Origin of the sequence: Aquimarina gracilis (assembly GCF_035285365.1) — a bacterium.
In the GTDB taxonomy this organism is placed as follows: Bacteria; Bacteroidota; Bacteroidia; order Flavobacteriales; family Flavobacteriaceae; genus Aquimarina; species Aquimarina gracilis.
Map to the genome: position 1 here is coordinate 302,352 of NZ_JAYKLX010000003.1, position 23,055 is coordinate 325,406.

Annotated in this window: 19 protein-coding genes and 1 tRNA gene; 18 read left to right on the forward strand and 2 right to left on the reverse strand. The window is 33.9% G+C overall.

Annotated elements, in window-relative coordinates; translation table 11 throughout:
- The first annotated feature begins 8 nt into the window (after positions 1-8).
- The 5 genes from U6A24_RS07355 (at position 9) to glpK (ending at position 12,864) form a co-directional block, all read left to right on the forward strand.
- Positions 9-3,314 (forward strand): VCBS repeat-containing protein, encoded by a 3,306-nt coding sequence (locus U6A24_RS07355; RefSeq protein WP_324179300.1) that lies wholly within the window; start codon positions 9-11, stop codon positions 3,312-3,314.
- Between the two features lie 552 nt (positions 3,315-3,866).
- Entirely contained in the window at positions 3,867-7,139 is a 3,273-nt protein-coding gene (locus U6A24_RS07360) for a VCBS repeat-containing protein (protein WP_324179301.1), read from the forward strand.
- 25 nt (positions 7,140-7,164) lie between these two features.
- Positions 7,165-8,508 carry a vanadium-dependent haloperoxidase gene (locus U6A24_RS07365; protein ID WP_324179540.1) on the forward strand — a complete coding sequence of 448 codons (1,344 nt, stop codon included), beginning with the start codon at positions 7,165-7,167 and terminating at the stop codon, positions 8,506-8,508.
- A 25-nt stretch (positions 8,509-8,533) separates the two neighbouring features.
- Complete coding sequence (locus tag U6A24_RS07370; RefSeq protein WP_324179302.1) at positions 8,534-9,430, forward strand: hypothetical protein; 897 nt, start codon at positions 8,534-8,536, stop codon at positions 9,428-9,430.
- 254 nt (positions 9,431-9,684) lie between these two features.
- Complete coding sequence (glpK, locus tag U6A24_RS07375) at positions 9,685-12,864, forward strand: glycerol kinase GlpK (protein WP_324179303.1); 3,180 nt, start codon at positions 9,685-9,687, stop codon at positions 12,862-12,864.
- A gap of 9 nt (positions 12,865-12,873) precedes the next feature.
- Here glpK and U6A24_RS07380 read toward each other — a convergent pair whose 3' ends face one another.
- On the reverse strand, positions 12,874-13,764 hold the full coding sequence (locus U6A24_RS07380) for a phosphatase PAP2 family protein (protein WP_324179304.1): 891 nt from the start codon (positions 13,762-13,764) through the stop codon (positions 12,874-12,876).
- 511 nt (positions 13,765-14,275) lie between these two features.
- Between U6A24_RS07380 and U6A24_RS07385 the strand changes: the two genes are divergently transcribed.
- The 8 genes from U6A24_RS07385 (at position 14,276) to U6A24_RS07420 (ending at position 18,706) form a co-directional block, all read left to right on the forward strand.
- Positions 14,276-15,976, forward strand: a complete 1,701-nt coding sequence (locus U6A24_RS07385) for a helix-turn-helix domain-containing protein (RefSeq protein WP_324179305.1) — start codon at positions 14,276-14,278, stop codon at positions 15,974-15,976.
- Positions 15,977-16,080: 104 nt separating this feature from the next.
- On the forward strand, positions 16,081-16,254 hold the full coding sequence (locus U6A24_RS07390) for a hypothetical protein (RefSeq protein ID WP_324179306.1): 174 nt from the start codon (positions 16,081-16,083) through the stop codon (positions 16,252-16,254).
- Between the two features lie 250 nt (positions 16,255-16,504).
- Positions 16,505-16,705: a hypothetical protein gene (locus U6A24_RS07395; RefSeq protein WP_324179307.1), complete on the forward strand. Its 201-nt coding sequence runs from the start codon at positions 16,505-16,507 to the stop codon at positions 16,703-16,705.
- Between the two features lie 78 nt (positions 16,706-16,783).
- Positions 16,784-17,236, forward strand: coding sequence for an RrF2 family transcriptional regulator (locus tag U6A24_RS07400; protein ID WP_324179308.1), 453 nt, complete (start codon positions 16,784-16,786; stop codon positions 17,234-17,236).
- Between the two features lie 82 nt (positions 17,237-17,318).
- Positions 17,319-17,663: a cupin domain-containing protein gene (locus tag U6A24_RS07405; protein ID WP_324179309.1), complete on the forward strand. Its 345-nt coding sequence runs from the start codon at positions 17,319-17,321 to the stop codon at positions 17,661-17,663.
- A 37-nt stretch (positions 17,664-17,700) separates the two neighbouring features.
- Positions 17,701-18,117, forward strand: coding sequence for a group III truncated hemoglobin (locus U6A24_RS07410; protein ID WP_324179310.1), 417 nt, complete (start codon positions 17,701-17,703; stop codon positions 18,115-18,117).
- 48 nt (positions 18,118-18,165) lie between these two features.
- Complete coding sequence (locus tag U6A24_RS07415) at positions 18,166-18,447, forward strand: hypothetical protein (protein ID WP_324179311.1); 282 nt, start codon at positions 18,166-18,168, stop codon at positions 18,445-18,447.
- Between the two features lie 25 nt (positions 18,448-18,472).
- A complete protein-coding gene (locus U6A24_RS07420; RefSeq protein ID WP_324179312.1) occupies positions 18,473-18,706 on the forward strand; it encodes a hexameric tyrosine-coordinated heme protein in 234 nt (77 codons plus the stop codon).
- Between the two features lie 59 nt (positions 18,707-18,765).
- On the opposite strand, the gene U6A24_RS07425 is transcribed toward U6A24_RS07420, so the two are convergent.
- Positions 18,766-18,838 (reverse strand) — tRNA-Phe (locus tag U6A24_RS07425).
- 97 nt (positions 18,839-18,935) lie between these two features.
- Between U6A24_RS07425 and U6A24_RS07430 the strand changes: the two genes are divergently transcribed.
- From U6A24_RS07430 to U6A24_RS07450, 5 genes are read left to right on the forward strand one after another with little or no spacing between them, the layout of a single operon-like run.
- On the forward strand, positions 18,936-19,667 hold the full coding sequence (locus tag U6A24_RS07430; protein WP_324179313.1) for a type III pantothenate kinase: 732 nt from the start codon (positions 18,936-18,938) through the stop codon (positions 19,665-19,667).
- Positions 19,664-20,908: a hypothetical protein gene (locus tag U6A24_RS07435; protein ID WP_324179314.1), complete on the forward strand. Its 1,245-nt coding sequence runs from the start codon at positions 19,664-19,666 to the stop codon at positions 20,906-20,908. The genes U6A24_RS07430 and U6A24_RS07435 overlap by 4 nt, the downstream gene beginning before the upstream one ends.
- A 15-nt stretch (positions 20,909-20,923) precedes the next feature.
- On the forward strand, positions 20,924-22,294 hold the full coding sequence (locus U6A24_RS07440) for a tetratricopeptide repeat protein (RefSeq protein WP_324179315.1): 1,371 nt from the start codon (positions 20,924-20,926) through the stop codon (positions 22,292-22,294).
- 20 nt (positions 22,295-22,314) lie between these two features.
- Positions 22,315-22,851, forward strand: a complete 537-nt coding sequence (lptC, locus tag U6A24_RS07445) for an LPS export ABC transporter periplasmic protein LptC (RefSeq protein ID WP_324179316.1) — start codon at positions 22,315-22,317, stop codon at positions 22,849-22,851.
- A 9-nt stretch (positions 22,852-22,860) separates the two neighbouring features.
- Positions 22,861-23,055, forward strand: a complete 195-nt coding sequence (locus U6A24_RS07450; RefSeq protein WP_324179317.1) for a hypothetical protein — start codon at positions 22,861-22,863, stop codon at positions 23,053-23,055.

Genomic DNA, 23,055 nt, shown 5'->3' on the forward strand with positions numbered 1-23,055 from the left:
GGAATAACATGAACAAGTTTATATTTGGGAGTCTCATATTAGCGATTTTTATTTCTTGTAATAAGAAACCACTTAAAGAAAAAAATACAGAGCCTGAAACCACTTTGTTTACCAAATTGACTTCAGAGGAAACCCATATCGATTTCATTAATAGTGTACATAACACCAAGGACTTCAATATTTTTACCTACAGAAACTTTTATAATGGTGGAGGAGTAGCTATTGGTGATATCAATAACGATGGTTTACCAGATATATATCTTACTGCAAATCAAAAAGAGAATAAACTATACCTTAATAAGGGTAATTTTCAATTCGAAGATATCTCAATATCTTCCAAAACTACTGGAAAAAATGCATGGTCTACCGGGGTAGTAATGGTTGATATTAATGCCGATGGTTTATTAGATATTTATGTGTGTAATGCCGGTAATGTTAAAGGGGATGATCAAAAGAATGAACTTTTTATCAATAATGGGGATTTAACTTTTACTGAAAACGCATCACAGTATAATCTTGCAGATAGCGGATTTACAACACATGCTGCTTTTTTTGATTATGATCAAGATGGTGATCTCGATGTATATCTTCTCAACAATAGTTTTATACCGGTAAGTAGCCTTGGTTATGTGAACAAAAGAAACTTAAGGGCCAATGATTGGAATATCCCAGATATCTTGAAAGGAGGTGGAGATAAATTACTTAGGAATGATAATGGAGTTTTTATAGATGTAAGTGAATCGGCTGGGATCTATGGAAGTCTTATCGGTTTTGGATTGGGGGTAACTATTGGTGATGTTAATAAAGATCTACTCCCAGATATTTACGTTTCTAATGACTTTTATGAAAGAGACTATTTGTATATCAATAAGGGTGACGGTACTTTTTCTGAAGAAATTAAAGATTGGGTTCAACATTTAAGTATTTCTTCTATGGGGGCCGATATGGCCGATATCAATAATGACGGTTTCCCCGAGATTTTTGTAACCGATATGTTGCCAGAAGATGACCAACGTCTTAAAGAAACAAGTTCTTTTGAAAGTTACGATGTATATAGATTAAAGAAAAGTAGAGACTTCTATAATCAATATATGCAAAACTCATTACAGCTTAATAATGGTGATGACTCATTCTCTGAAATAGCCTTTTATAGTGGGGTAGCCAAAACAGATTGGAGCTGGGGAGCATTACTTTTTGATATGGATAATGATGGGTATCGCGATATTTATGTAAGCAATGGTATTTATCATGATCTTACCAACCAGGATTTTATGAACTTCTTTGCCAATGATATCATCCAAAACATGGTATTAACCGGAAAAAAAGAAGAAGTAGATTCAATAATAAGCAAAATGCCCTCTACACCTATTCCTAATTATGCTTTTAAAAACAATAAGGATCTTACTTTCTCTAATACAACAAGAGATTGGGGCTTTGATGAACCAACTTTTTCAAATGGATCGGCTTATGGAGATCTTGATAACGACGGCGATCTGGATTTAATAGTAAACAACTTTAATATGCCAGTTTCGGTATATAAAAACAATAGCGAAAAAGAAGAAAACAACTATTTGAAAATTAAAATAAAAGGAACAGATAAAAATACCTTCGGAATTGGTAGTGTAGTAGAGATTTTTTCTCAGGATCAAATTCTTAGACAAGAATTAATACCTACTCGTGGTTTTCAGTCGTCTATTGATTATGTTATGACCATAGGATTGGGTAAAACTATAACTATAGATTCATTGCGTGTTATTTTTCCTGATAAAAAAATGATTGTAGTCCAAAAAGTTGAGCCAAATACTTCGGTAACATTAAATCAAGAAGAAGCAACATCGATACATATAAACAAAGCTACAGCCAAGAAGCAATATTTTGAACAAATAGAACATAATATCCATGCTCATAAAGAAGATCCTTATATAGATTTTGATTATGAAGGATTAATCTACAAAATGCAATCCAAAGAGGGGCCCGCTCTGGCTATTGGTGATGTAAATAATGATGGAAATGATGATGTTTTTATAGGAGGTGCATACAAACAAAAAGGAAAACTTTATTTGCAAACTTCATCTGGAAAATTACAACCAACTACTTTTGAAACCGAAGAAATTTTTGAGGATGTTGTTGCCATTTTTGAAGATATTGATAACGATAAAGATCTGGATTTGGTTATTGGCTCAGGAGGGAACTTTAAAGGAGCAAGAACAGGAGTAAGATATTATGCCAATGATGGAAAAGGAAATTTTACAAGAGGAAATATCATAAAACCAACAAATACCAATATTTCAGTATTGGCTGCACATGATTATGATCAGGATGGAGACATAGATATTTTTGTTGGGAGCCAGGGGATAGTAGGTACTTTTGGAGTTTCACCACAAAGTTTCCTTTTAGAAAATGATGGGAAAGGTAATTTTAAAGATGTTTCAGCTCAAAAAGCGCCCGAAATCACAAAGGTAGGCATGGTTGCTGATGCTATCTGGCATGATATAGATGGAGACAACAAGAAAGATTTGATTGTAGTAGGAGAATGGATGTCTCCAAAAATCTTTAAAAACAATCATGGGAAGTTAAGCATATTGCCCTCTAATCTAGATGACCATTCCGGCTGGTTTAATACGGTCAAGGCCAAAGACCTCGATAATGATAATGATATCGATTTGGTTTTTGGGAATAGAGGCTTAAATGCAATCTATACTGCTACTACCATAGAGCCGATGAAAATGTATATTAATGATTTTGATAATAATGGAACCATAGAACAGATAGTCACGCAAACTATAAATGGAAAAGATGTACCTATCCATCTTAAAAATGAAATCACAGGTCAGATTAATTCCCTAAAAAAACAAAATCTTAAGTATGCCGAGTATGCAAAAAAATCTATAGATGAGTTGTTTTCTTCAGAAGTATTGAAAAAGACTACCGTAAAAAGTGTAAACAATTTTTCAAGTTTTATAGCCTACAATAATGGTAAAGGAAATTTTGAAATAAAGGAACTCCCGCAATGTGCCCAGTTATCTTGTGTTTGTGATATAGAAACTGAAGATTTAAATAATGACGGGGTTTTAGATCTTATCCTTGCTGGTAATAATTTCAGTTTTAAACCCCAGTTCTCTAGATTGGATGCTAGTAGAGGTACAGTTTTGCTAAGTGATCAAAATGGAAATTATGTGAACCAAAAATCTTCGGGATTTCTCGTTGAAGGTGAGGTTAGAAAAATGAGGTGGATTAAAAATAAATCAGGTCAGAAGTATTTGATCACGGGCATTAATAATCTTGCACCTAAGATTTTTAAGTTAAAGAAGTAACGTATTAATGATGTAAAGGATTAAAATTAATTGAATGCGCTTTGTCGATACTTAAATAAAGTTATAAGTTAGTTGAATGCATTTGGTTAATGCTTGAATAAGGTTAGAAGTTGATTGAATACACTTGGTCGATGCTTGGATAAGGTTAGAAGTTAGTTGAATGAGTTTGGTCGATGCTTGAATAAGGTTAGAAGTTGATTGAATACACTTGGTCGATGCTTGGATAAGATTAGGAATTAGTTGAATGAGTTTGGTTGATGCTTGGATAGGACTAGAAGTTGATTGAGTGCATTTCGTCGATGTTTGGATGAGGTTTGAAATTAGTTAAATAGAGGTGCCCACTTGGACCCCAAATTGTATAGAGATATCTCCCCAACCCTTCTTCCAAGAGAGGCTATGACAGACTTAATAAGTTCCCTTCCTTTAAAAGAAGGGTTGGGAATGGATGTTTTTAATTATATGAAATACAAATAATTGAGATTTAAATGGGTAACCCTATTATTAAATGCATTCCATACCCCGTTTTGTAAACTCAATTAAGTAAGAATAAAAATGATGATCAAAAATATAGGCATACGCGTTGTTGGATTGATTCTTTTAATAGGGTGCGAGAAACAAAATGTGCTCCAGGGAGAATTGTTCGAAAAAGTTCCTTCAGAAATCACTAGAGTTACTTTTCAGAACGATCTTGTCCCTACTGAAAAGATGAATATTCTGGATTATTTATACTTCTATAATGGAGCAGGAGTAGCCGTTGGCGATATTAATAATGATGATCTGGTGGATGTATTTTTCACCTCGAATCAAGGTGAAAACAAACTTTATCTTAATAAGGGAAATTTCGAGTTTGAGGATATAACCCAAAAAGCTGGTGTAGCTGGAAATTCTGATTGGAATACGGGAACCGTAATGGCCGATATTAATGGTGATGGTTTTTTGGATATTTATGTTTGTGCCGTAGTCGGAATTCGAGGATTAGAAGGAGCTAATGAACTATTTCTAAATAATGGCGATGGTACATTTACTGAAAAAGCCGCCCAGTATGGTTTGAATTTTCAAAATTATACCACTTCGGCAAGTTTTTTTGATTATGACAATGATGGGGACTTAGATATGTATCTCTTAAATCACGCTATTCATACACAAAATTCTTTTGGGAAGGCTTCTTTAAGAAACAAAAGAAGTTATGAGAGCGGAGACAAATTACTGCGTAATGACGGAAACAAATTTGTTGATGTAAGTAAAGAAGCAGGGGTTTTTGGAGGAGGAAATGGATATGGCCTTGGGATAGCAACTTCCGATTTTAATAATGACGGTTTTGTAGATATCTATGTAAGTAATGATTTTCATGAAGATGATTATTACTACATAAACAATGGAAATGGAACTTTTACCGAAGAGTTAAAGAAAAAATTTGGCCACATAAGTCGCTTTTCGATGGGGAGTGATGTTGCCGATATCAATCATGATGGATATCCTGATATTTTAACCTTGGATATGACCCCGGAAGAAGAAAAAGTACTAAAAGCTTCTGCCGGAGATGAAACCGTGGATATGCTCGCTATGCGAATTAATCGATTAGGTTATCATTACCAATATGCCAGAAACATGCTTCAGATAAATCAAAAAGGCGAATATTTCATCGAAACAGCCTTGTTTAGTGATATCGCTGCAACAGATTGGAGCTGGAGCCCACTATTTGCCGATTATAACCAAGACGGGAAACAGGATGTTTTTATTTCGAACGGAATACCTAAAAGACCTAATGATCTGGATTATATTAAATATATCTCAAACGAAAAAATTCAGGCACAGTTGAACAAATCCAAACTGGTAGATCAAAAAGCATTAGATATAATGCCTTCTGGATTGGTTCAAAATTATATATTTTCTGGAGGCAAAGGGATTAAGTTCACCAATCAATCCGGGACTTGGTTACCCAAAGATCTAAACGCGTCTACCGGAAGTGCTTATGCAGATTTTGACAACGATGGTGATATTGATATTGTAACAAATACGATAAATGCTCCAGTTATTTTTTATAAGAATAAAACAAATGCTACCTCAAACTATTTGAAGCTCAAGTTTATTTATAAAGATCAAAATCCCTTTGGTATCGGAACCAAAGTAATATCCTATCATAACGGAATACCGCAGTACAAACAATTATTCGTGTCAAAAGGTTTTCAATCTTCTTCGGAAGCAATTATTCATTTTGGATACGGAAATGCGAATTTGGTAGATTCCTTAAAAATTATTTGGCCCGATAATACGATACAAATTGCAGAAAATATACCAACGAATCAGACATTATCTATTAGATTACTTCATAAAAGAAATAAGGTAGATTATGAAAAACTGTTTCCAAAATCAAAAGGATGGTTCACAAAAAAAGACAGCTTGCCGGGGTTATATTATGAACATAAAGAAAATAATTATACCGATTTTAATAGGCAAAAATTAATTCCGTATAAAATTTCTGATAAAGGGCCCGCAACGGCAATAGGTGATCTTAATGGAGATGGAAAAGAAGATGTTTTCTTTGGAAACTCAAAAAATGAAACTTCCAAATTGTTTTTTCAAACATCTGATGGTTTTGAATTACAAGAGATAAACGCATTGGTAAAAGATAGAACCAAGGAAGATGTAGTCGCAATTATTGAAGACTTTGATCAGGATAAAAAAAATGATCTTTTAGTGTCTTCCTCGGGAGGAGAATTCTATGGTAATTCGAAAGAGTTGGTCGATCGATTATATCTTAATTCGAATTTGGGATTAGTCAAAGGAAATTTTCCTAAGCTTTTTGAGCATGAATCGGTAATTAAACCTTATGATATTGATCAAGACGGAGATTTAGATGTTTTTATTGGTGGGTATGCCGTTTCTAACGATTTTGGGAAGATTCCTAATTCTTATGTATTACTAAATGATAAAGGAAACTTTAGTGTTAAAGAAAATGCGGCCATCAAAAATATTGGAATGGTGACCGATGCTGTTTGGAGCGATTTCGATGGGGATCAGATAAAGGATCTAATTGTGATTGGCGAATGGATGTCGCCACGTTTTTTTAAAAATAATGAAGGTGAACTTATTGAGGTGACCAATTCAATTTTAAAAGAAAAGCGTAATGGTCTTTGGCAGACCATACAAGAATTCGATATTGATCATGATGGCGATACGGATTATTTACTTGGGAACTTTGGGCTAAACACCAAATTTGAAGCTTCTGCAAAGTATCCCTTGAAGATGTATTATTCAGATTTTGATAATAATCAAAAAACCGAAACAATATTAGCTATGGCCAAAGACGGGAAATATTATACCGTTTTGGGTCTAGATGAGTTATCTGGACAGTTAAATTATCTTCGTAAAAAATTTACAACATACAACTCGTTTGCCGGTAGCGCTGTTGAAAAAGTTTTGGGTAATGATGCTCTGAACAAATCAGTCGTGTTTAAAGTTGATGAGTTAGCCTCGGGGTATCTCAAAAATGAAGAAGGAAGTTTTATTTTTGTCCCTTTTGAAGAGATGCTTCAAGTAGCTCCTATTACCAAAATGTTACAGCATGATTTTGATGGAGATGGAGTCCAAGAAGTGTTTTTGGCAGGCAATTACTTCGGTGTAATTCCTTACCACGGTCGATTTGATGGTTTTGCCGGGGCAATTCTTCAAAACGATTCTTTGGTGATTGATGCTAATAATTTAAACATTAACCTAACTCAAAAGTCGGTAAGAGGACTAAATATTATTAATTTTGATAATAAGGAGTACTTATTGATTACTATAAATAATGGAAAAGTTGAAATCTATGAACTCAATAAATAAAATTAAAGTTTCTTTATTACGAAGAATGGCTCCAAGACATGCTGGAGTAGTGTTTGTTTTCCTGCTTTTGGTAGTGTTGTCTTCGTGTCAAAAAGAAAAGCAAGAAATAAAAATTACACCGGATAATTATCATCAGGCGGTGGATAAAATAACAGAGGTGATGGTGCACGATATCTTTTCTCCTCCAGTTGCCAGTAGGATTTATAATTATCCTAATATTGCCGCCTACGAAGTCCTTTGTCAGGGCAATGCCGATTATAAAGCATTATCAGGCCAGGTCCACAAACTCACTCCCGTTCCTGTAATTGATACTACCAAAAATATAAATCTTGAAGTTGCAGCTCTTGTGGCATATCTAGAGGTGGGTAAAGAACTTGTTTTTTCTGAAGATAAAGTAGAGATCTATCGAGATAGTTTATATAACTCTTGGAAAATTGTTAACGAAGAAAGTTTTAACGATTCTAAGAATTATGGGATATTGGTAGCAAATCATGTAAAAGACTGGTTAGCAACCGATAATTATGCTCAAACTCGAACCATGCCAAAGTTTTCGGTAAATACAGAGGATCCAGCTCGTTGGCAACCTACGCCCCCAGATTATATGGATGGTATCGAACCACATTGGAGAGAAATTAGACCATCCATTATTGATTCTGCTTCGCAGTTTACGCCATCAAGACATCCCGATTTTTCTCTTGAAAAAGATTCTCAGTTTTATAAAGAACTTACAGAAACATACGAGGTAGGTGTTGAGATCAAAAAGGAAGGAGAGAAATCAGAGAAACTAGAGATTGCACAATTTTGGGATTGTAATCCATATGTATCCACGCATAAGGGGCACTTAATGTTTGCAACCAAAAAAATTACACCTGGGGCACACTGGATAGGTATTTGCAAAATAGCAAGCAAAAAGGTGAATGCAGATTTTAGCAAAACTGTTTATGCGTATACCAAAACGAGTATTGCAATTGCCGATGCTTTCATAAGCTGTTGGGACGAAAAATATCGAAGCAACCTTATTAGACCAGAAACGTTAATCAATCAGCATATCGACGAAAATTGGGAACCTGTATTGCAAACTCCTCCATTTCCCGAGTACACCAGTGGGCATTCGGTGGTGTCGGGAGCAGCCTCTACAGTACTTACCGACATTTTTGGAGATAATTTTGCATTTAATGATGATACCGAATTAAGATACGGCTTACCAATTCGTTCTTTTACATCGTTTAATCAGGCGGCAAGTGAAGCTGCGATTAGTAGATTGTATGGAGGTATTCATTACCGAGCTGCAATAGATTTAGGTCTTGAACAAGGACGAGAATTGGGAAAGTTTGTTGTAAGCAAGCTTCAAATGTCTGTTAATAATTAATACCTTCATTAAAATTAATCATTTAATGAAAAGAGTGATAATTGGCATTTTAGCCGCTCTGCTTCTAATATCTATTTGGTATCTATTTGTTAAGAAATATGATTATGAGATCAGTTTCAAGGCCAATTTAGCACCAATCGGAGTATATCATCAAGTAAAAAATATAAAATCCAATACTCAAAAATCACAGAGCCTTAATCAGAATCTTGGCGATATCAATCTAACCCAGGAGGTAGTTCTTAATGATGAAATTGTGTTTCTAGACTGGAATTTTAAAAGTGTTAACGATACAGTCACAAAAATTAAAGTCGGGGTCATTTCAAAAGATCATTCTATAAAAAATAAACTTCAAGTAATTATAGGGTCGTCCCCTGTAGTAAAATTAGTTAAGAAAGATTTAATTCAGCTTCGAAAAACACTAAGAAAATATACAGATACATTTAAAATAATTGTTGAAGGTGAGACCCAAATACCTGCAATGGATTTTTTATCTATTTCATCAAAAACTAAGCGATCCAGAAAGGCCCATGAAATGATGTCTCAAAATAGCTATTTATACCCCAAGCTTGTTTCGGGAAATGTAGACAGAAAAGGGTATCCTTTTGTCAAAATTAATAACTGGAATCTAGATACAGATGAGCTACAAATGGATTTTGGGGTCCCTATCATTCTTAAAGATTCACTTCCTGTTAACTCCATAATAAATCTTACTAGGGCCGAGACTCAAAATGCTTTGAAAGCAACATATTATGGCAATTATAGAACTAGTTATGAAGCATGGTTCGTTTTATTGGAATATGCAAGAGTAAATAAAATTGTAGTAGAAAATGAACCGCTAGAAATTTTTTATAATAATCCAATGCAGGATGGAAATGACAGCCAATGGAAAGCAGAAGTTTACCTTCCTTTAAAAAATAAGTAGTAAACAACTGCATATCAACAAAAAAGTTTCGGGTGGTTTGATGTTTTTCTTCGAAAAAAATGAATGAAACAAGGAATGTTATAGATAAAAAATAATACAAACGGTTACATTTCATTTTGTTATAGATTATCTTTTCTGTTGTGTTAATACTTTGGATATTTGTATATAAACAACGCTTTTTTTGAATTATAATCCGATTTTTAGCAATTTTTATAGGAATTTAATTTTGTTGAGTTGGTGTCAAATTTTCAAATATGAATAAAAAATATATCATCGCATTCGATCAGGGGACAACCAGTACAAGAGCCATTATTTTTGATAACCAGGGAGAGATTTGTGGTATTTCTCAGAAAGAATTAACTCAACATTATCCTAAATCCGGATGGGTAGAACACGACCCAGAAGAAATCTTTATTCATCAACAGGAAGTTTTTGAAGAGGTCCTTGAAAAAACGAATATCTCATTCCAGGATATTAGTAGTGTAGGAATCACAAATCAACGTGAAACTACCGTTGTTTGGGATAAAAATACAGGAAAACCAATCTATAATGCTATAGTTTGGCTTGATAAAAGGACAACAAAAATTTGTGAAAATCTTAAATCAAGGGGATTAAGTGACTATGTGTCCAAAAATACAGGCTTGGTAATAGATTCGTATTTTTCTGGCACCAAATTGAAATGGATTTTGGATAATGTTGAAGGGGCAAAAGAAAAAGCGTTAAATGGGGATTTATTGTTCGGGACTATAGATACCTGGCTCATCTGGAAATTTACAAACGGAGTAAAACATGTAACAGATCATTCTAATGCATCTCGAACCATGATGTATAATATTATAGAACTTGATTGGGATGCAAAACTATTAGAAGCTCTTGAGGTTCCAGAATCGATTCTCCCAACTGTGCAATATTCATCTTCAGATTTTGGAACTATTAATTACAAAGGACATGATATACCTATCTATGGGGTGGCTGGGGATCAACAGGCCTCTTTATTTGGGCAAGGGGGTTATAAATCGGGAATAGCCAAAAATACTTATGGGACGGGTTGTTTTATGTTACTAAATACGGGCAAAAAACCATATGAATCCAAAAATGGGTTGTTAACCACTTTGTGTTGTAGTTTGCCAGAAGATAATATTAAATATGCTCTTGAAGGAAGTGTTTTTGTTGGCGGGGCATCGGTACAATGGCTTCGTGATAAATTGCAAGTGATCAATAATGCTGCCGATACTGAGGCAATATGTAAATCTACAAAGTCTTCTGAAGATTTATATGTAGTGCCTGCTTTTGCAGGTTTGGGAGCACCCCATTGGGATATGGAAGCAAAAGGAGCGATATACGGTCTTACTTTGGATTCTGGAAAAAATGAAATTATAAAAGCTACTATTGAAGCATTGGCCTATCAAACCAGGGATGTACTAGAAGCAATGGTTGAAGATAGTGGAAAACAAATGAAAGAGCTTAAGGTGGATGGTGGAGCCTCGGCCAATAATTATCTCATGCAGTTTCAATCTGATATTTTAAAGGTATCTGTAGATCGTCCAAAAATGCTTGAGGTTACAGCAATGGGAGCTGCCTTTTTGGCTGGTATCAAGGCTGGTGTTTGGACAAAAAAGGATATTGCAAAAATTAGGGCAGTAGACACTATTTTTAAACCACAAATTACAGAGCACGAGCGCAATCGAAAATACACAGGATGGCAACAAGCTGTAGCCCGCACCAAAACTGTAAACAAAAATATGCTTGCCGTTAAAGAAGATGGGCCAATACGGTTTTCGGTTTTGGATAGAGATGCACAATTGGCACGTGTAAAAAGTGAAAAATACGACCTAGTAATTATTGGAGGAGGAGTTACAGGAGCAGGAATTGCTCTTGATGCTGCTTCAAGAGGGTTAAAGGTATGTTTGGTCGAGAAAAATGATTTTGCCTCGGGCACCAGTAATAAATCGACAAAACTTATCCACGGAGGATTGCGATATCTAAAACAAATGGAAATAGGACTGGTAAAAGAATCAGGAAGTGAGCGGGCAACTGTGCATAAACTGGCGCCACATTTGGTAGTGCCAGAAAAAATGTTATTACCACTCGTAGAAGGAGGTACTTATGGGAAATTTATGGCCTCAATCGGATTAAAAGTATATGATTTTTTGGCTAATGTCGAGGGAGATGATAAGCGAAAAATGCTCAGTGTAGAAGAAACGATGGCCAAAGAACCTTTACTTGGTAAAGAAGGCCTTACAGGAGGAGGATATTATGCCGAATACAGAACCGATGATGCCAGGCTTACTATAGAATTGCTAAAAAAAGCCGCTTCTTATGGGGCCAATAGTATTAACTATTGTGAGATGACTTCTTTTAATTATGATGAAAATGGTAAAATCAAGAGCCTTCAGTGCTTGGATCATAATACACAAAAAACGTTTACCATAAAGTCCAGAAATTTTGTGTCGGCAGCAGGTCCATGGGTAGATTTATTACGGGAAAAGGATCACTCAATGAATAATAAACATTTGCATTTAACCAAAGGAGTGCATTTGGTTTTTTCAAGAGAGCGATTCCCTCTTACTCAATCCATTTACTTTGATGTACCCGATGGAAGAATGATTTTTGCTATTCCAAGAGGTAGAGCAACATATGTGGGTACCACTGATACTAATTATAACTCGAATCTGAATCGAGTTGTAGCCACACAGGATGATGCTGCGTATCTTCTTAAAGCTGTGAATCATATGTTTCCTGGTTTAAGCCTTAAAGAAGAAGATATTGAATCTAATTGGGCAGGATTAAGGCCTTTGATTCATGAAGATGGTAAGGACCCTTCAGAGTTATCCAGAAAAGATGAGATTTTTATATCCAAAACTGGGTTAGTTTCGATTGCTGGGGGTAAGCTCACAGGATATCGAAAAATGGCACAACGGGTTATTGATACTGTTTTGAAGACAATGAGTAGTAAACGAAGAGAAAGTTTTTCTAAGTCGCATACACAACAAATTCAATTAACCAGTAACCCTCTTAAGGATAGTCGTGATGTAAACATTTATGTAAATCAAATTACGCAACAACTTAAAGATTTAAAAATAGAAGATCCTTATTACGGTTGGTATCTGGTTTCTACCTACGGAAAACAAACCGATGTCATTATTGATAAAATCAACTATTTTCTTAATGATGCTATCGACGAAAGATTAATTCGAGCAGAACTTTGGTATGGAGTTCATCATGAAATGGTAAATAGCTTGGCTGATTTCTTTGTACGACGAACAGGAAGATTATACTTTGACATAGGTAGTGTGCATAGATACAGATCTATAATTGAAGAAGATCTTATAAAATATCTACAATGGGATGAGATCAGATTAAAATTAGAAAATCAATATCTCGATTTATTGTTGCAAGATGCAGCTACCTATTATCAAAAAGAATTTGACTAAAGGCAAGTACTAGAACCGGCCTATAACGCCTATTTGTCCCGCTCCAATTCTAAGATTCCATCTAATTTTACTTTTCTTATTCCCATAGGCATAGCGGTTATCTTTTTTTAAGTAATTATCTACGCTGTCTACAATAAAAACACTCATTACTAGACCAAGAGTTACATCGGTCAACCAATGGGCACCGTCCCATAATCTTGACACAGGAGTAATCATCCCAAGAGCATAAATTCCGCCCTTTACCCATAAATTGTCAAATTGTTTGGCAAATGCATGCGCTGTGGTAAAAGCAAGAATAGCATGCCCAGAGGGGAACGAGTGATACCCTGCAGCACTAGACCAAAATCTAAAACTTAAGTTTCCCTCACCCTCTAATGGGCGAGCACGACCCACTGCGGTTTTTCCTAGTGTTTGAAGTAACCCTCCAGCCGTTGCTGATGCAATAAGTAGAACACCGGTTCTTCTTATTTTTTCATTTTTTGTGATAAGCCCAAGTGTATAAACGCTCGTTGTCAAACCATAATTTAATAGAGGTTTTCCAAATCTGAAACCAGCTTCTTTTATGAGATCAGGAACCCCATCACCTTGTTTTGTGAAAACTTCATCAGCGGGCTCATCTACAGCAAGAAGTAAAGCGTTTCCAGCCATTATTCCTCCAAAAGTTAACCAATCTTTGCCTTTCCATCTTAGTGGACCCGTATACACATGTTTTACACCACCATATACAGATAATCCATCATGTTTAATCATTTGCCATCGCGTCATCTCTTTTTGAGACTCTTTGGGGGTAATTGTATCTTGTGGTTTCTTTTGATCTTCTGATGCTAACTCTTGAGAATAGGAGGTTTGAGCCAATAAAACCAGACATGTTGTAATAAGAAGGGCTTTTAAATAGGTCATAGTAAAAATTTGCAGAGCAAAAATAGTAACTTCTTAGTAATTACAAGTATATCCTTAGGGATTAACAAAAAAATAAACCCGAACAAATTGTTCGGGTTGTAAAAGAATAGGCTTTTTTACAGAATCATAATTTTGATTCTATTTCTCCCCATAAAAAGCTTCTTCCCGTTTTAATAATAAATTTTCTGATATACCCAACCGACTATTTTTCCAAAACTAACATGAATCACTATGGATATGCAAGACAATATTCTTGAGATTTATAAATTTCAACTGTAGATTAATAAAAATGAGGTGTTCATTTAAGTCTGATAACATCAGTAGATAAGCAAAATACATCTTCAATGTTAGGATAAATTATTATAACTTGAAGTCCTAAGGTAGAAGCAGGTTCTATTGTTGCTTTTTTAGACTGCATATGCTCTTATATTTATTATCTGTTTTGGATTATATGGATAGCAGTATCAATAAGGCATAATGTATTTGTTGAGAAATCTATAAAATTATTTTAATGTTTTTAAGGAATTTGTTGTTAAGTGTATTTCTGTTTTTGATGTTCTTTTTAGAACAATCTTATGGACAATCACGTCCTGCAGAAAAAGAAAACGAGGATGTAAATTTTGAAGCCTTGGAAGCAGAAATTGCTAAACAGACTACAGATACATTAAAACTTCAAATTGCGTTGCGGTCTTTACAAAAAGCTAAGGATGTAAAAGATACATTGTTAATGGCAAATGCCTATTATTTTTTGTCAAGGTTGAGTAGCGAATATAGGGTGGCTTATGCCGATAGTTTGATTGATATTACGACAGATAAAGGGTATAGTAGATATCCTTCTCATGGGTATTTACAAAAAGGAAACGATTCTTATTTTAAAGGAAATCACGAACAAGCTTTAGAATTTTACTTAACAGCGTCAGAATATGCCAAAAAAAATGGAAATGAATATTTATACAGATCTATAAAATTTAATATTGCGTTATTGAAGAATGCAGCAGGTGAACGTGAGGATGCCAAAGGTATTTTTGTAGAATATGTGAAGTTTTTAGAGGATAATCCCAATTATAAAACTTCAGATAATTATAATAGAGGACTTTTTGCACTAGCCGATGCTTATATTCATAGTAAAGAGCTAGATCTAGCCAAAAAATACATTGATAAGGGAATTCAAGAAACTCTTAATACCGGTGATATCCTTTTGTATTCATATATCCTCGTAACTTCGGGAATCCATCAATACTTGTCAAAAAATTATACTAGAGCTATAGATAGTCTTAAAAAAGGCAAGAAAATAATTCAACAAAAAGATGAGGTGAAAATAAGGGTTGCCACTTGCGATTACTATATCGCACGCTCGTATCAAGATCTAGGAAAAACAGAACTTAGTATTTCATATTTTAAAAGTGTAGATACCATACTCTCTGAGACAGAATACATTATTCCAGAGTTAATGAATACATACGATTATTTAATTAAATATTATAAATCAAAAGGAGATTCGCAGCAACAAATAAATTATATAAATACCTTATTAAGGTTAGACAGTATACAAGATGCGAATCAATTGTATCTTACCAAAAATATCAATGAACGTTATGACACAGCTGAGCTAATTGAGGAAAAACAGGATTTGATAGATCAATTAGAAAGAGAAAAATTCTTAAAGGAAAATACAATTGTTATTTTGATTCTTTTTTTAAGCCTTATAGGGATTTTAGCCGGGTATGGATTCAGAAGAAGTTATATTAACAAAAAGAGATTTGAAGCCTTATTGGAAAAACAGAATGGTAAAGCGAAAAATGAATTAGAATTGATAGGTGAATCTACTCTAAGTAAGAATAAAGAGGAAATAGATATTCCTGAAGATGTAGTGCAAAACATTCTAAAAAAATTATATGCTTTCGAAAAATCTTATCAATTTTCGAAAAGACATTATACGCTCAATTCTTTGGCCAAAGAATTGAATACTAATAGTGCTTATTTATCCAAGATTATAAACGTGTATAAGAATATTAATTTTGCTAATTACTTGAATAATTTGAGAGTTGATTTTGCCGTAAACGAACTTACAAATAATAAATCGTTGCGTTCTTACACCATAAAAGCTATCGCTGAAGAAGTAGGGTTTAAAAATGCACAATCATTTTCTTCGGCTTTTTACAAAAAGACGGGTATTTATCCGTCATATTTTATTAAACAACTCAATAATTAGTAATTAGATCTATATCTATTGAAACAAAAGTTTTTTGATTTTAGCTAAACTTTATATTGATGATTATATTACCTTAGTATACTTACTTTTAAAATTTTAGGGATATGAAAACAAATAAAAAAAGACTAAGTCTTGAAAAAATTGAGATTGCCAAATTGCAAAGCTCCAAAAATATAATAGGCGGTCAAGATCTTGATATTACTATAAAACATGGATTCAGTTGTTTTTTGCTTGGGTCTTGCAACTCCACATTAACAGATCCTGTTGGGGAAAATTAATTATAGTAGGGGTAATTTAGAAGTACCAAAATGAAAAGAAATCATAGAAAATATATTTTGATTTTCGAAAAGATCAAAATTGCCAAGTTGGAAAACCTTGAATTAATTAATGGAGGAGAACAGGGTTTGAAAACTTTTCTTGATCCAAAGTGTGTTGAAACGCACACAAATTGCTCTACTCTAACTGATCCGATAGGGATTCATTCTCAACCATGTTTTGAAAATTGATATAAAATTTAATAATTCATTAATGAATACTAACCAAGGTGAAAAGAAGCTTATACTTGAAAAAATTACCATAGCAAAATTAGAAAGTTTAGCTTCTATAAAAGGAGGTGCTCCTGTACAGTTAACAGTACCAGCTGTAACTATTACTTGTTCTGAAGAAGGAGAATGCGGTACGGCCATTAAATGGCCAGTTTCGACAGTAACGGAACCTATTGGAGCATAAGTAAAAGATCATTCTACCGGTATAAATGATTATATTTTTATAAAGGATATTTTTGTCCTTTATAAAAATTATATATATTTGTACACAGATAATCCAAGTATGTTTTCAAAATCTTGTGAATATGGCCTTAGGGCAGTGATATTTATTGCTCAACAAACCACCAAAAACAATAAAGTAAGTTTGACAACTGTTTCCGAGGAAATAGATTCTCCACAGGCGTTTACGGCAAAGGTTTTGCAACAGCTTACAAAAAATAACATTGTGAAGTCAATAAAAGGACCTTATGGTGGATTTGTAATTGAAGATCATAAAATGGATACTAAACTAAGTGAAGTGGTAAGTGTGTTAGATGGAGATTCAATTTATACAGGTTGCGGATTGGGATTAAAACAATGTGATGCGAAGTCTCCTTGCCCATTACACAATAAGTTCGTGGCTATTAGAAATGATCTGAGAAATATGCTTGAAAATAACTCATTAAGATCCCTTGCAGCAGATATGAATGCCGATTTGGCAATATTGAAAAGGTGAAAAAATTTAAAAACATAAAAGATAAAAAGATCTTTTTGTCTTTTATAAAAACTTAATCAATAAAAAATACCAAACTAAAATTATGGAAACAGCATCTCTTACAAATGATATTATTTACAAAGAAGGTAAACCCGCTATAACAGTTTTATTAAAGAATAAGGGTCGAAAAGAAATTAGAATTGTAATGAGAAAAGGGCAAAAAATGGAAGAACATAAGGCTCCATATCCTATAGTAATCGAAATCTTTGAAGGGCTAATAGATTTTGGTATTCGAGGAGAAAAGAAACGCCTTCAGAAAGGAGATTTGATCGCTTTAGACGAAAACATATCACATGATTTGACCTGTCTAGAAAACTGTATAATCCGATTGTCAATTTCGCATTTAGATACTGCACAAAGGGTTAAAAATGTAGTCCATCAACTGTAAGGCAAAAAAATAATAGAAAACTATCTGATATAAAAATATGGCAAGAATAGAAATGAAAGATATAAGAGATAGGAAAGATGTCTTTTCGTTGGTGTCTGAATTCTATAAAACAATAAGAAAAGATGAGATGCTTGGTCCAATATTTAACAGGCACATTGAAGAACAACAATGGCCATTGCATTTAGAGAAACTTACAGATTTTTGGGTAACAGCACTATTTGGGACTCCTTGTTTTAAAGGTAACCCTGGGAAGGCGCACAAAAACGTAGATAGAAATCTTAACTATAATATGAGTCAGATTCATTTTGGTAAGTGGTTACAATTATGGTTTAGCACTATAGATGCACTATTTGAAGGTGAAATAGCCCAACGAGCAAAGGGTGCAGCTAGAAAAATGGCTACTAATCAGTATTTAACTATCTGGAAAAACAAACCTGAGAAAAGCAGGTGTTAATCTGAAATTGAATATGAAAAATAATATCAGCTTCAAAAAAATAAATCTATGAAAATTTATCAAAAGTATTTAGAAGAGTACTCAAACGGAATTATAGGCTATTCACCCATTGCAATTATAGGTCAAAGTTGTTTAGGATCTGTGGCTGCCATGTTTATTTTGATGAATGGAAACGAAGTAATTCAGATGTTGCAACTGTTTTTGATAACAATTTTGTGCATGTTTTATAACGGAGCAATTTTATCCCAGCAAAAGCCAAAGATTAGCTTTAACTTGCTTATTACCAGCGTTACTGTAAGTGTAGCTATCGTTGCTTTAAATCTATTATAAGTTAAGTGTCAAAAAAATAAATGAAATGGAACAAAAAGAAATATGGTTAGAAAGCCTAATTGTCAAAACACCTCAAGAAGGTTTTGAACTTGCAATAAAACTTTCTCGTATGGGTGTAAAATATACCCAACCTGATATAGAAGTGCTTAAAAAACTCCGAACTGATTATGCTAATAATGCTTCTAGCCTTACTGCGGCATCTCACGTAGTCGCACTAAACTTTCAAACAGTCTCTAAGGCCAATAATTATTGGAAATGATATAAATCTTCAAGACAAAACAAAAAACCCGAACAATTTGTTCGGGTTTTTTTTTGAGGTGGTGCCTCCAGGAATCGAACCAGGGACACAAGGATTTTCAGTCCTTTGCTCTACCAACTGAGCTAAGGCACCTGCTGTAAGCGGATGCAAATATAGAACGCTTTTTTTAATACTCAAAAGAAAAAATTAAAAAAATCGTTTTGTACTTTTGCCAGATATTAAAATAAGCATGAATCTTGTAATCGATGTAGGTAATACATATATAAAAATTGGAGTTTTTGATAAATCAAAAATTGTACACAAATGTGTTATAGAACAATCTGATTTTGAAAAAACTGTAAGCATTCTGCAAAATGAGTATCCCTTGATTACCGATGCCATAGTTTCTGCTGTTTCTAATCTGTCTGACGATTTTGTGAAAAGTATTAAAAAAAAATTCAAAACAGTATTTCTGGATCACATAGTCAAAATGCCATTTGAGAATTTGTATGCAACACCTACTACATTAGGAATTGATAGGCTAGCTCTTGTTGCTGCAGCAGTTTATCAATTTCCAAAAAAAGATGTCTTGGTCATTGACGCGGGTACTTGTATTACTTTTGATTTTAAAAATCAAAGAGAAGAATATCTTGGAGGAGCAATTTCACCGGGTTTAAAAATGCGGTATGAAAGCCTTCATAACTTTACAGCAAAATTACCATTATTAGAAATAAAAGAACCCAAAAAAACAATTGGTAATAGTACAGAAGAAGCAATACATTCTGGTGTTGTAAATGGTGTTTTAAACGAAATTGACGGACTAATTAAAGAATATTGCAACATTTATCCTGGTTTAACAGTTATTTTAACCGGAGGAGATGCACATTTTTTGTCTAAAAGATTAAAAAATAGCATATTTGCCACTTCCAATTTTTTATTGGAGGGATTAAACTACATTTTAGCTTTTAATAACAGTAGATGATAAAGAAGATTTTAGTAGCTATGTTAGTGCTTGTTGCACTTGTGTCTAATGCTCAAGAGGGAACCTCGTCTCCGTATTCTTTTTATGGATTAGGGATACAGAAGTTCAAAGGAACGGTAGAAAATAGATCGATGGGAGGATTGAGTGTTTTTACAGATAGTATTCATTTAAATCTTCAGAACCCCGCTTCCTTTGGAGAATTAAGATTAACAGCTTATACTGTTGGTACTTCTTATAATAGTTTTGAAATTAGTAATCAAACAGAGTCTTCTTCGGGGGATAATGCTTCTTTGGACTACTTGGCTATAGGAATTCCGGCAGGTAAATTTGGATTTGGATTTGGAGTAATTCCTAAAACGTCTGTTGGATTTCAGCTTCGATCTATTGATGAAAATGATAGAGAGGAAGAATTCACAGGAACCGGAGGTTTGAATAAAGTGTTTTTGTCTGCAGGCCTGAAAGTTAACAAGAATCTAAGTGTTGGTTTGGATTTTAATTATAACTTTGGAAATATTGAAAATAAATCAATATTAAGAAGACCTGATAGGCAATTCGATACTAGAAGAATTACTAGTTCAAATTTATCGTCTTTTAGCTTATCTTTGGGATTGGTTTATAAAACAATGATATCAGAGCAGTTAGAATGGCATGCATCTGTTGTTTCAACACCATCGTTCTCACTTTCTGCAGAAAGTTCAAGAGAGGAATCAACGATATTAATCGGAACAAATGGTTCCGAAGCAGTGTTTGATAGACGAGAAACAGATTTAGGAGAAGATAATATTGATCTTCCGGCAGAGTTAAAAGTAGGAACAGGAATAGGAAAGCCCAAAAAGTGGTTTGTTGGGGCCGAATATATTTATACAGATTCAGGTGATTATACCGAAGCCGTATTTACAGGAGAAGACGCTGCATACAGTGATGCTTCTAAATTTAAAATAGGAGGTTTTTACATTCCTAAATATAACTCGTTAACAAGCTATTTTAGTCGAGTTGTATATAGAGCGGGATTTCGTTATGAAGAAACAGGATTGAATATTAATAACCAATCGATTGACGAGTTTGGCATATCTTTTGGAGTAGGACTACCAGTTGGTAGATTATTCTCAAATGCAAACATTGGTTTTGAGTATGGCCAACGTGGAACAAAAGATTTTGGATTAGTAAGGGAAGACTTTATGAATGTCTCTATAAGTTTATCATTAAATGATAGATGGTTTAGAAAAATAAAATTTAATTAATACTATTTTACAGCTATGAATACCAAATTTTTATTTACAATAGCAGCAGGATTAGTTATAGGTGCCTCAAAAATTAGTGCACAAGCTACCGATTGTGCTACAACGGCATCAATTGCCTATGAGCATGCTAAAGTAAAAAATTACCAGGCGGCTGAAGAGCCTTTATGGAAAGTAAGAAAAGAATGTCCAACATATAGTGTTGCTACCTATCAATTTGGGGCAAAATTACTTAAGGCAAAATTGAAGAAAGCATCAGCAGGAAAGAAAACCGCAATCGCGAAAGAAATTATTACATTGGAAAAAGAACGTTTTCAGTATTTTCCTGGAAAAACAAAAATTGGCGATATGCACTCCAATATTGGTCAGCTTATGTTTGATAATAAGATCGGAACAAAAGATGCTCAATTTGCAGAATTTCACAAGGCGTATACAGAGGATAAGAAGAATTTTAATGGAGCAAAGAAATTATATACCTACTTTTCTCTATTTGTAGATCTACATGACGAAGGAAAGAAAGAGCTTCAGGAAGTTTTTGATCTGTATGATGATGTTACCGAGAAGATAGAAGAAGAGGAAAGTTCTAAGGCTAAGACGATTTCTGAACTTACTGAAAAAGAAGAGTCAGGTACTGCTCTTACTTCAAAAGAGAAAAGAAAACTTAAAAATGCTGGAATTAATCTGGCTGCTTTTAGCAAAGTAAAAGCTGGTATTAACCAAAAATTAGGAGCAAGGGCAGATTGTACTAATTTAATACCTCTTTATAACGGTCAATTTGAAGCTAAAAAAGAGGATATAAAGTGGATAAAGAGTGCTTCAAGAAGACTTTATGCTAAAGAATGTACTGATGATCCTTTATTCTTTAAGTTGGTTGAGTCTCAGCATAAATTAGAGCCTTCTGCAAAGACTGCTTATTATTTGGGTATTCTTGCATTAAAAGATAAGAAGACAAGTGTTGCATTAAAGTATTTTAATCAAGCTGCTGAAATGGAGGAAAAGGGTAGTGAAAAAGCTAAAGTATATTTTAGAATTGGAGAAGTTCTTAAGAAGCAGGGAAGCAAAGGAAAAGCAAGAGGATATTACAGAAAAGCTTTAAAATACAAACCTTCAATGGGTACGGCTTATTTAAGAATTGCTAGTATGGTGGCTAGTAGTGCTAATGCTTGTGGAACCGATGTATTTAGTAAAAGAGCAGTATACTGGTTAGCTGAAGGCTATGCAAGAAGAGCAGGAAAAGTAGATCCTAGTTTAAAATCTACAGCCAATAAAACTGCTGCAAATTATAAAGCAAAGGCTCCTTCAAAAACAGACATTTTCAATAATCCTGGTGTTACTTCAGTTTCTATAGGATGTTGGATTGGTGAAACTGTAAGAGTTCCAAAGCTATAATGCGAAACAAAAATTATTATATGATAGTAAACTTTGTCACAGCTTTTGCTGTGACATTGTTTTTTTCATGCCAGTCAGATGTTGGTAGTAATCAAAATTATTTGATATCCGAAGACTCTCCGATTGGAGAAGCTTTTGATGTAAATCTTAAATATACCGATTCTGGACGCCTTACTGCTGTGCTTAATGCAAAGCGAATTCTGGATTTTACACATAGGTCTTTTGGTTATCACGAATTCCCAGAAGGAATTGTTCTCGACGTGATAGACAAAGAAGGAAAAGTGAGTAAGATTACTGCAGATTATGCAATATCCTATCAGCAAACAGGTTTAATAGATATGCGCGGTAATGTGGATATTAAAACCGCCGATAGTACACACTTACAAGCACAGCAACTATATTGGGATCAAAATATTAGTTGGATTTTTACAGATAAGCCGTATAAAAGCTATTTGCCGGGAGGAGATGTTAATGAAGCCGATGGCTTTGATGCTAATCAAGATTTTACTATCTTGAATTCAAGAATTAATGATGGAGTGATATTTATCAAGGAGTAATTAAGTATAATGATGAAAGTGTTTAGATTTTTTGAGTATGCCTATTTGGCAATAATGCTTTTTTTTGTATACCAAGCATATGTAGAGTGGGGACAAGAAGGGGGAAGAAGTTATCTATATCTTTTTTTTGCTGTTGCTGCTGTTTTTATGTATTTCTTTAAAAGAAAATTTAGAAAACGATTTGAGGCCAATAACAAAGAATAG

Bases quoted from the DNA above. Each gene is read 5' to 3' on its own strand.
- U6A24_RS07355 (WP_324179300.1), top strand. From the start codon at position 9: ATGAACAAGTTTATATTTGGGAGTCTCATATTAGCGATTTTTATTTCT.
- U6A24_RS07360 (WP_324179301.1), top strand. From the start codon at position 3,867: ATGATGATCAAAAATATAGGCATACGCGTTGTTGGATTGATTCTTTTA.
- U6A24_RS07365 (WP_324179540.1), top strand. From the start codon at position 7,165: ATGGCTCCAAGACATGCTGGAGTAGTGTTTGTTTTCCTGCTTTTGGTA.
- U6A24_RS07370 (WP_324179302.1), top strand. From the start codon at position 8,534: ATGAAAAGAGTGATAATTGGCATTTTAGCCGCTCTGCTTCTAATATCT.
- glpK (WP_324179303.1), top strand. From the start codon at position 9,685: ATGAATAAAAAATATATCATCGCATTCGATCAGGGGACAACCAGTACA.
- U6A24_RS07380 (WP_324179304.1), bottom strand. From the start codon at position 13,764: ATGACCTATTTAAAAGCCCTTCTTATTACAACATGTCTGGTTTTATTG.
- U6A24_RS07385 (WP_324179305.1), top strand. From the start codon at position 14,276: ATGTTTTTAAGGAATTTGTTGTTAAGTGTATTTCTGTTTTTGATGTTC.
- U6A24_RS07390 (WP_324179306.1), top strand. From the start codon at position 16,081: ATGAAAACAAATAAAAAAAGACTAAGTCTTGAAAAAATTGAGATTGCC.
- U6A24_RS07395 (WP_324179307.1), top strand. From the start codon at position 16,505: ATGAATACTAACCAAGGTGAAAAGAAGCTTATACTTGAAAAAATTACC.
- U6A24_RS07405 (WP_324179309.1), top strand. From the start codon at position 17,319: ATGGAAACAGCATCTCTTACAAATGATATTATTTACAAAGAAGGTAAA.
- U6A24_RS07410 (WP_324179310.1), top strand. From the start codon at position 17,701: ATGGCAAGAATAGAAATGAAAGATATAAGAGATAGGAAAGATGTCTTT.
- U6A24_RS07415 (WP_324179311.1), top strand. From the start codon at position 18,166: ATGAAAATTTATCAAAAGTATTTAGAAGAGTACTCAAACGGAATTATA.
- U6A24_RS07420 (WP_324179312.1), top strand. From the start codon at position 18,473: ATGGAACAAAAAGAAATATGGTTAGAAAGCCTAATTGTCAAAACACCT.
- U6A24_RS07430 (WP_324179313.1), top strand. From the start codon at position 18,936: ATGAATCTTGTAATCGATGTAGGTAATACATATATAAAAATTGGAGTT.
- U6A24_RS07435 (WP_324179314.1), top strand. From the start codon at position 19,664: ATGATAAAGAAGATTTTAGTAGCTATGTTAGTGCTTGTTGCACTTGTG.
- U6A24_RS07440 (WP_324179315.1), top strand. From the start codon at position 20,924: ATGAATACCAAATTTTTATTTACAATAGCAGCAGGATTAGTTATAGGT.
- lptC (WP_324179316.1), top strand. From the start codon at position 22,315: ATGATAGTAAACTTTGTCACAGCTTTTGCTGTGACATTGTTTTTTTCA.
- U6A24_RS07450 (WP_324179317.1), top strand. From the start codon at position 22,861: ATGATGAAAGTGTTTAGATTTTTTGAGTATGCCTATTTGGCAATAATG.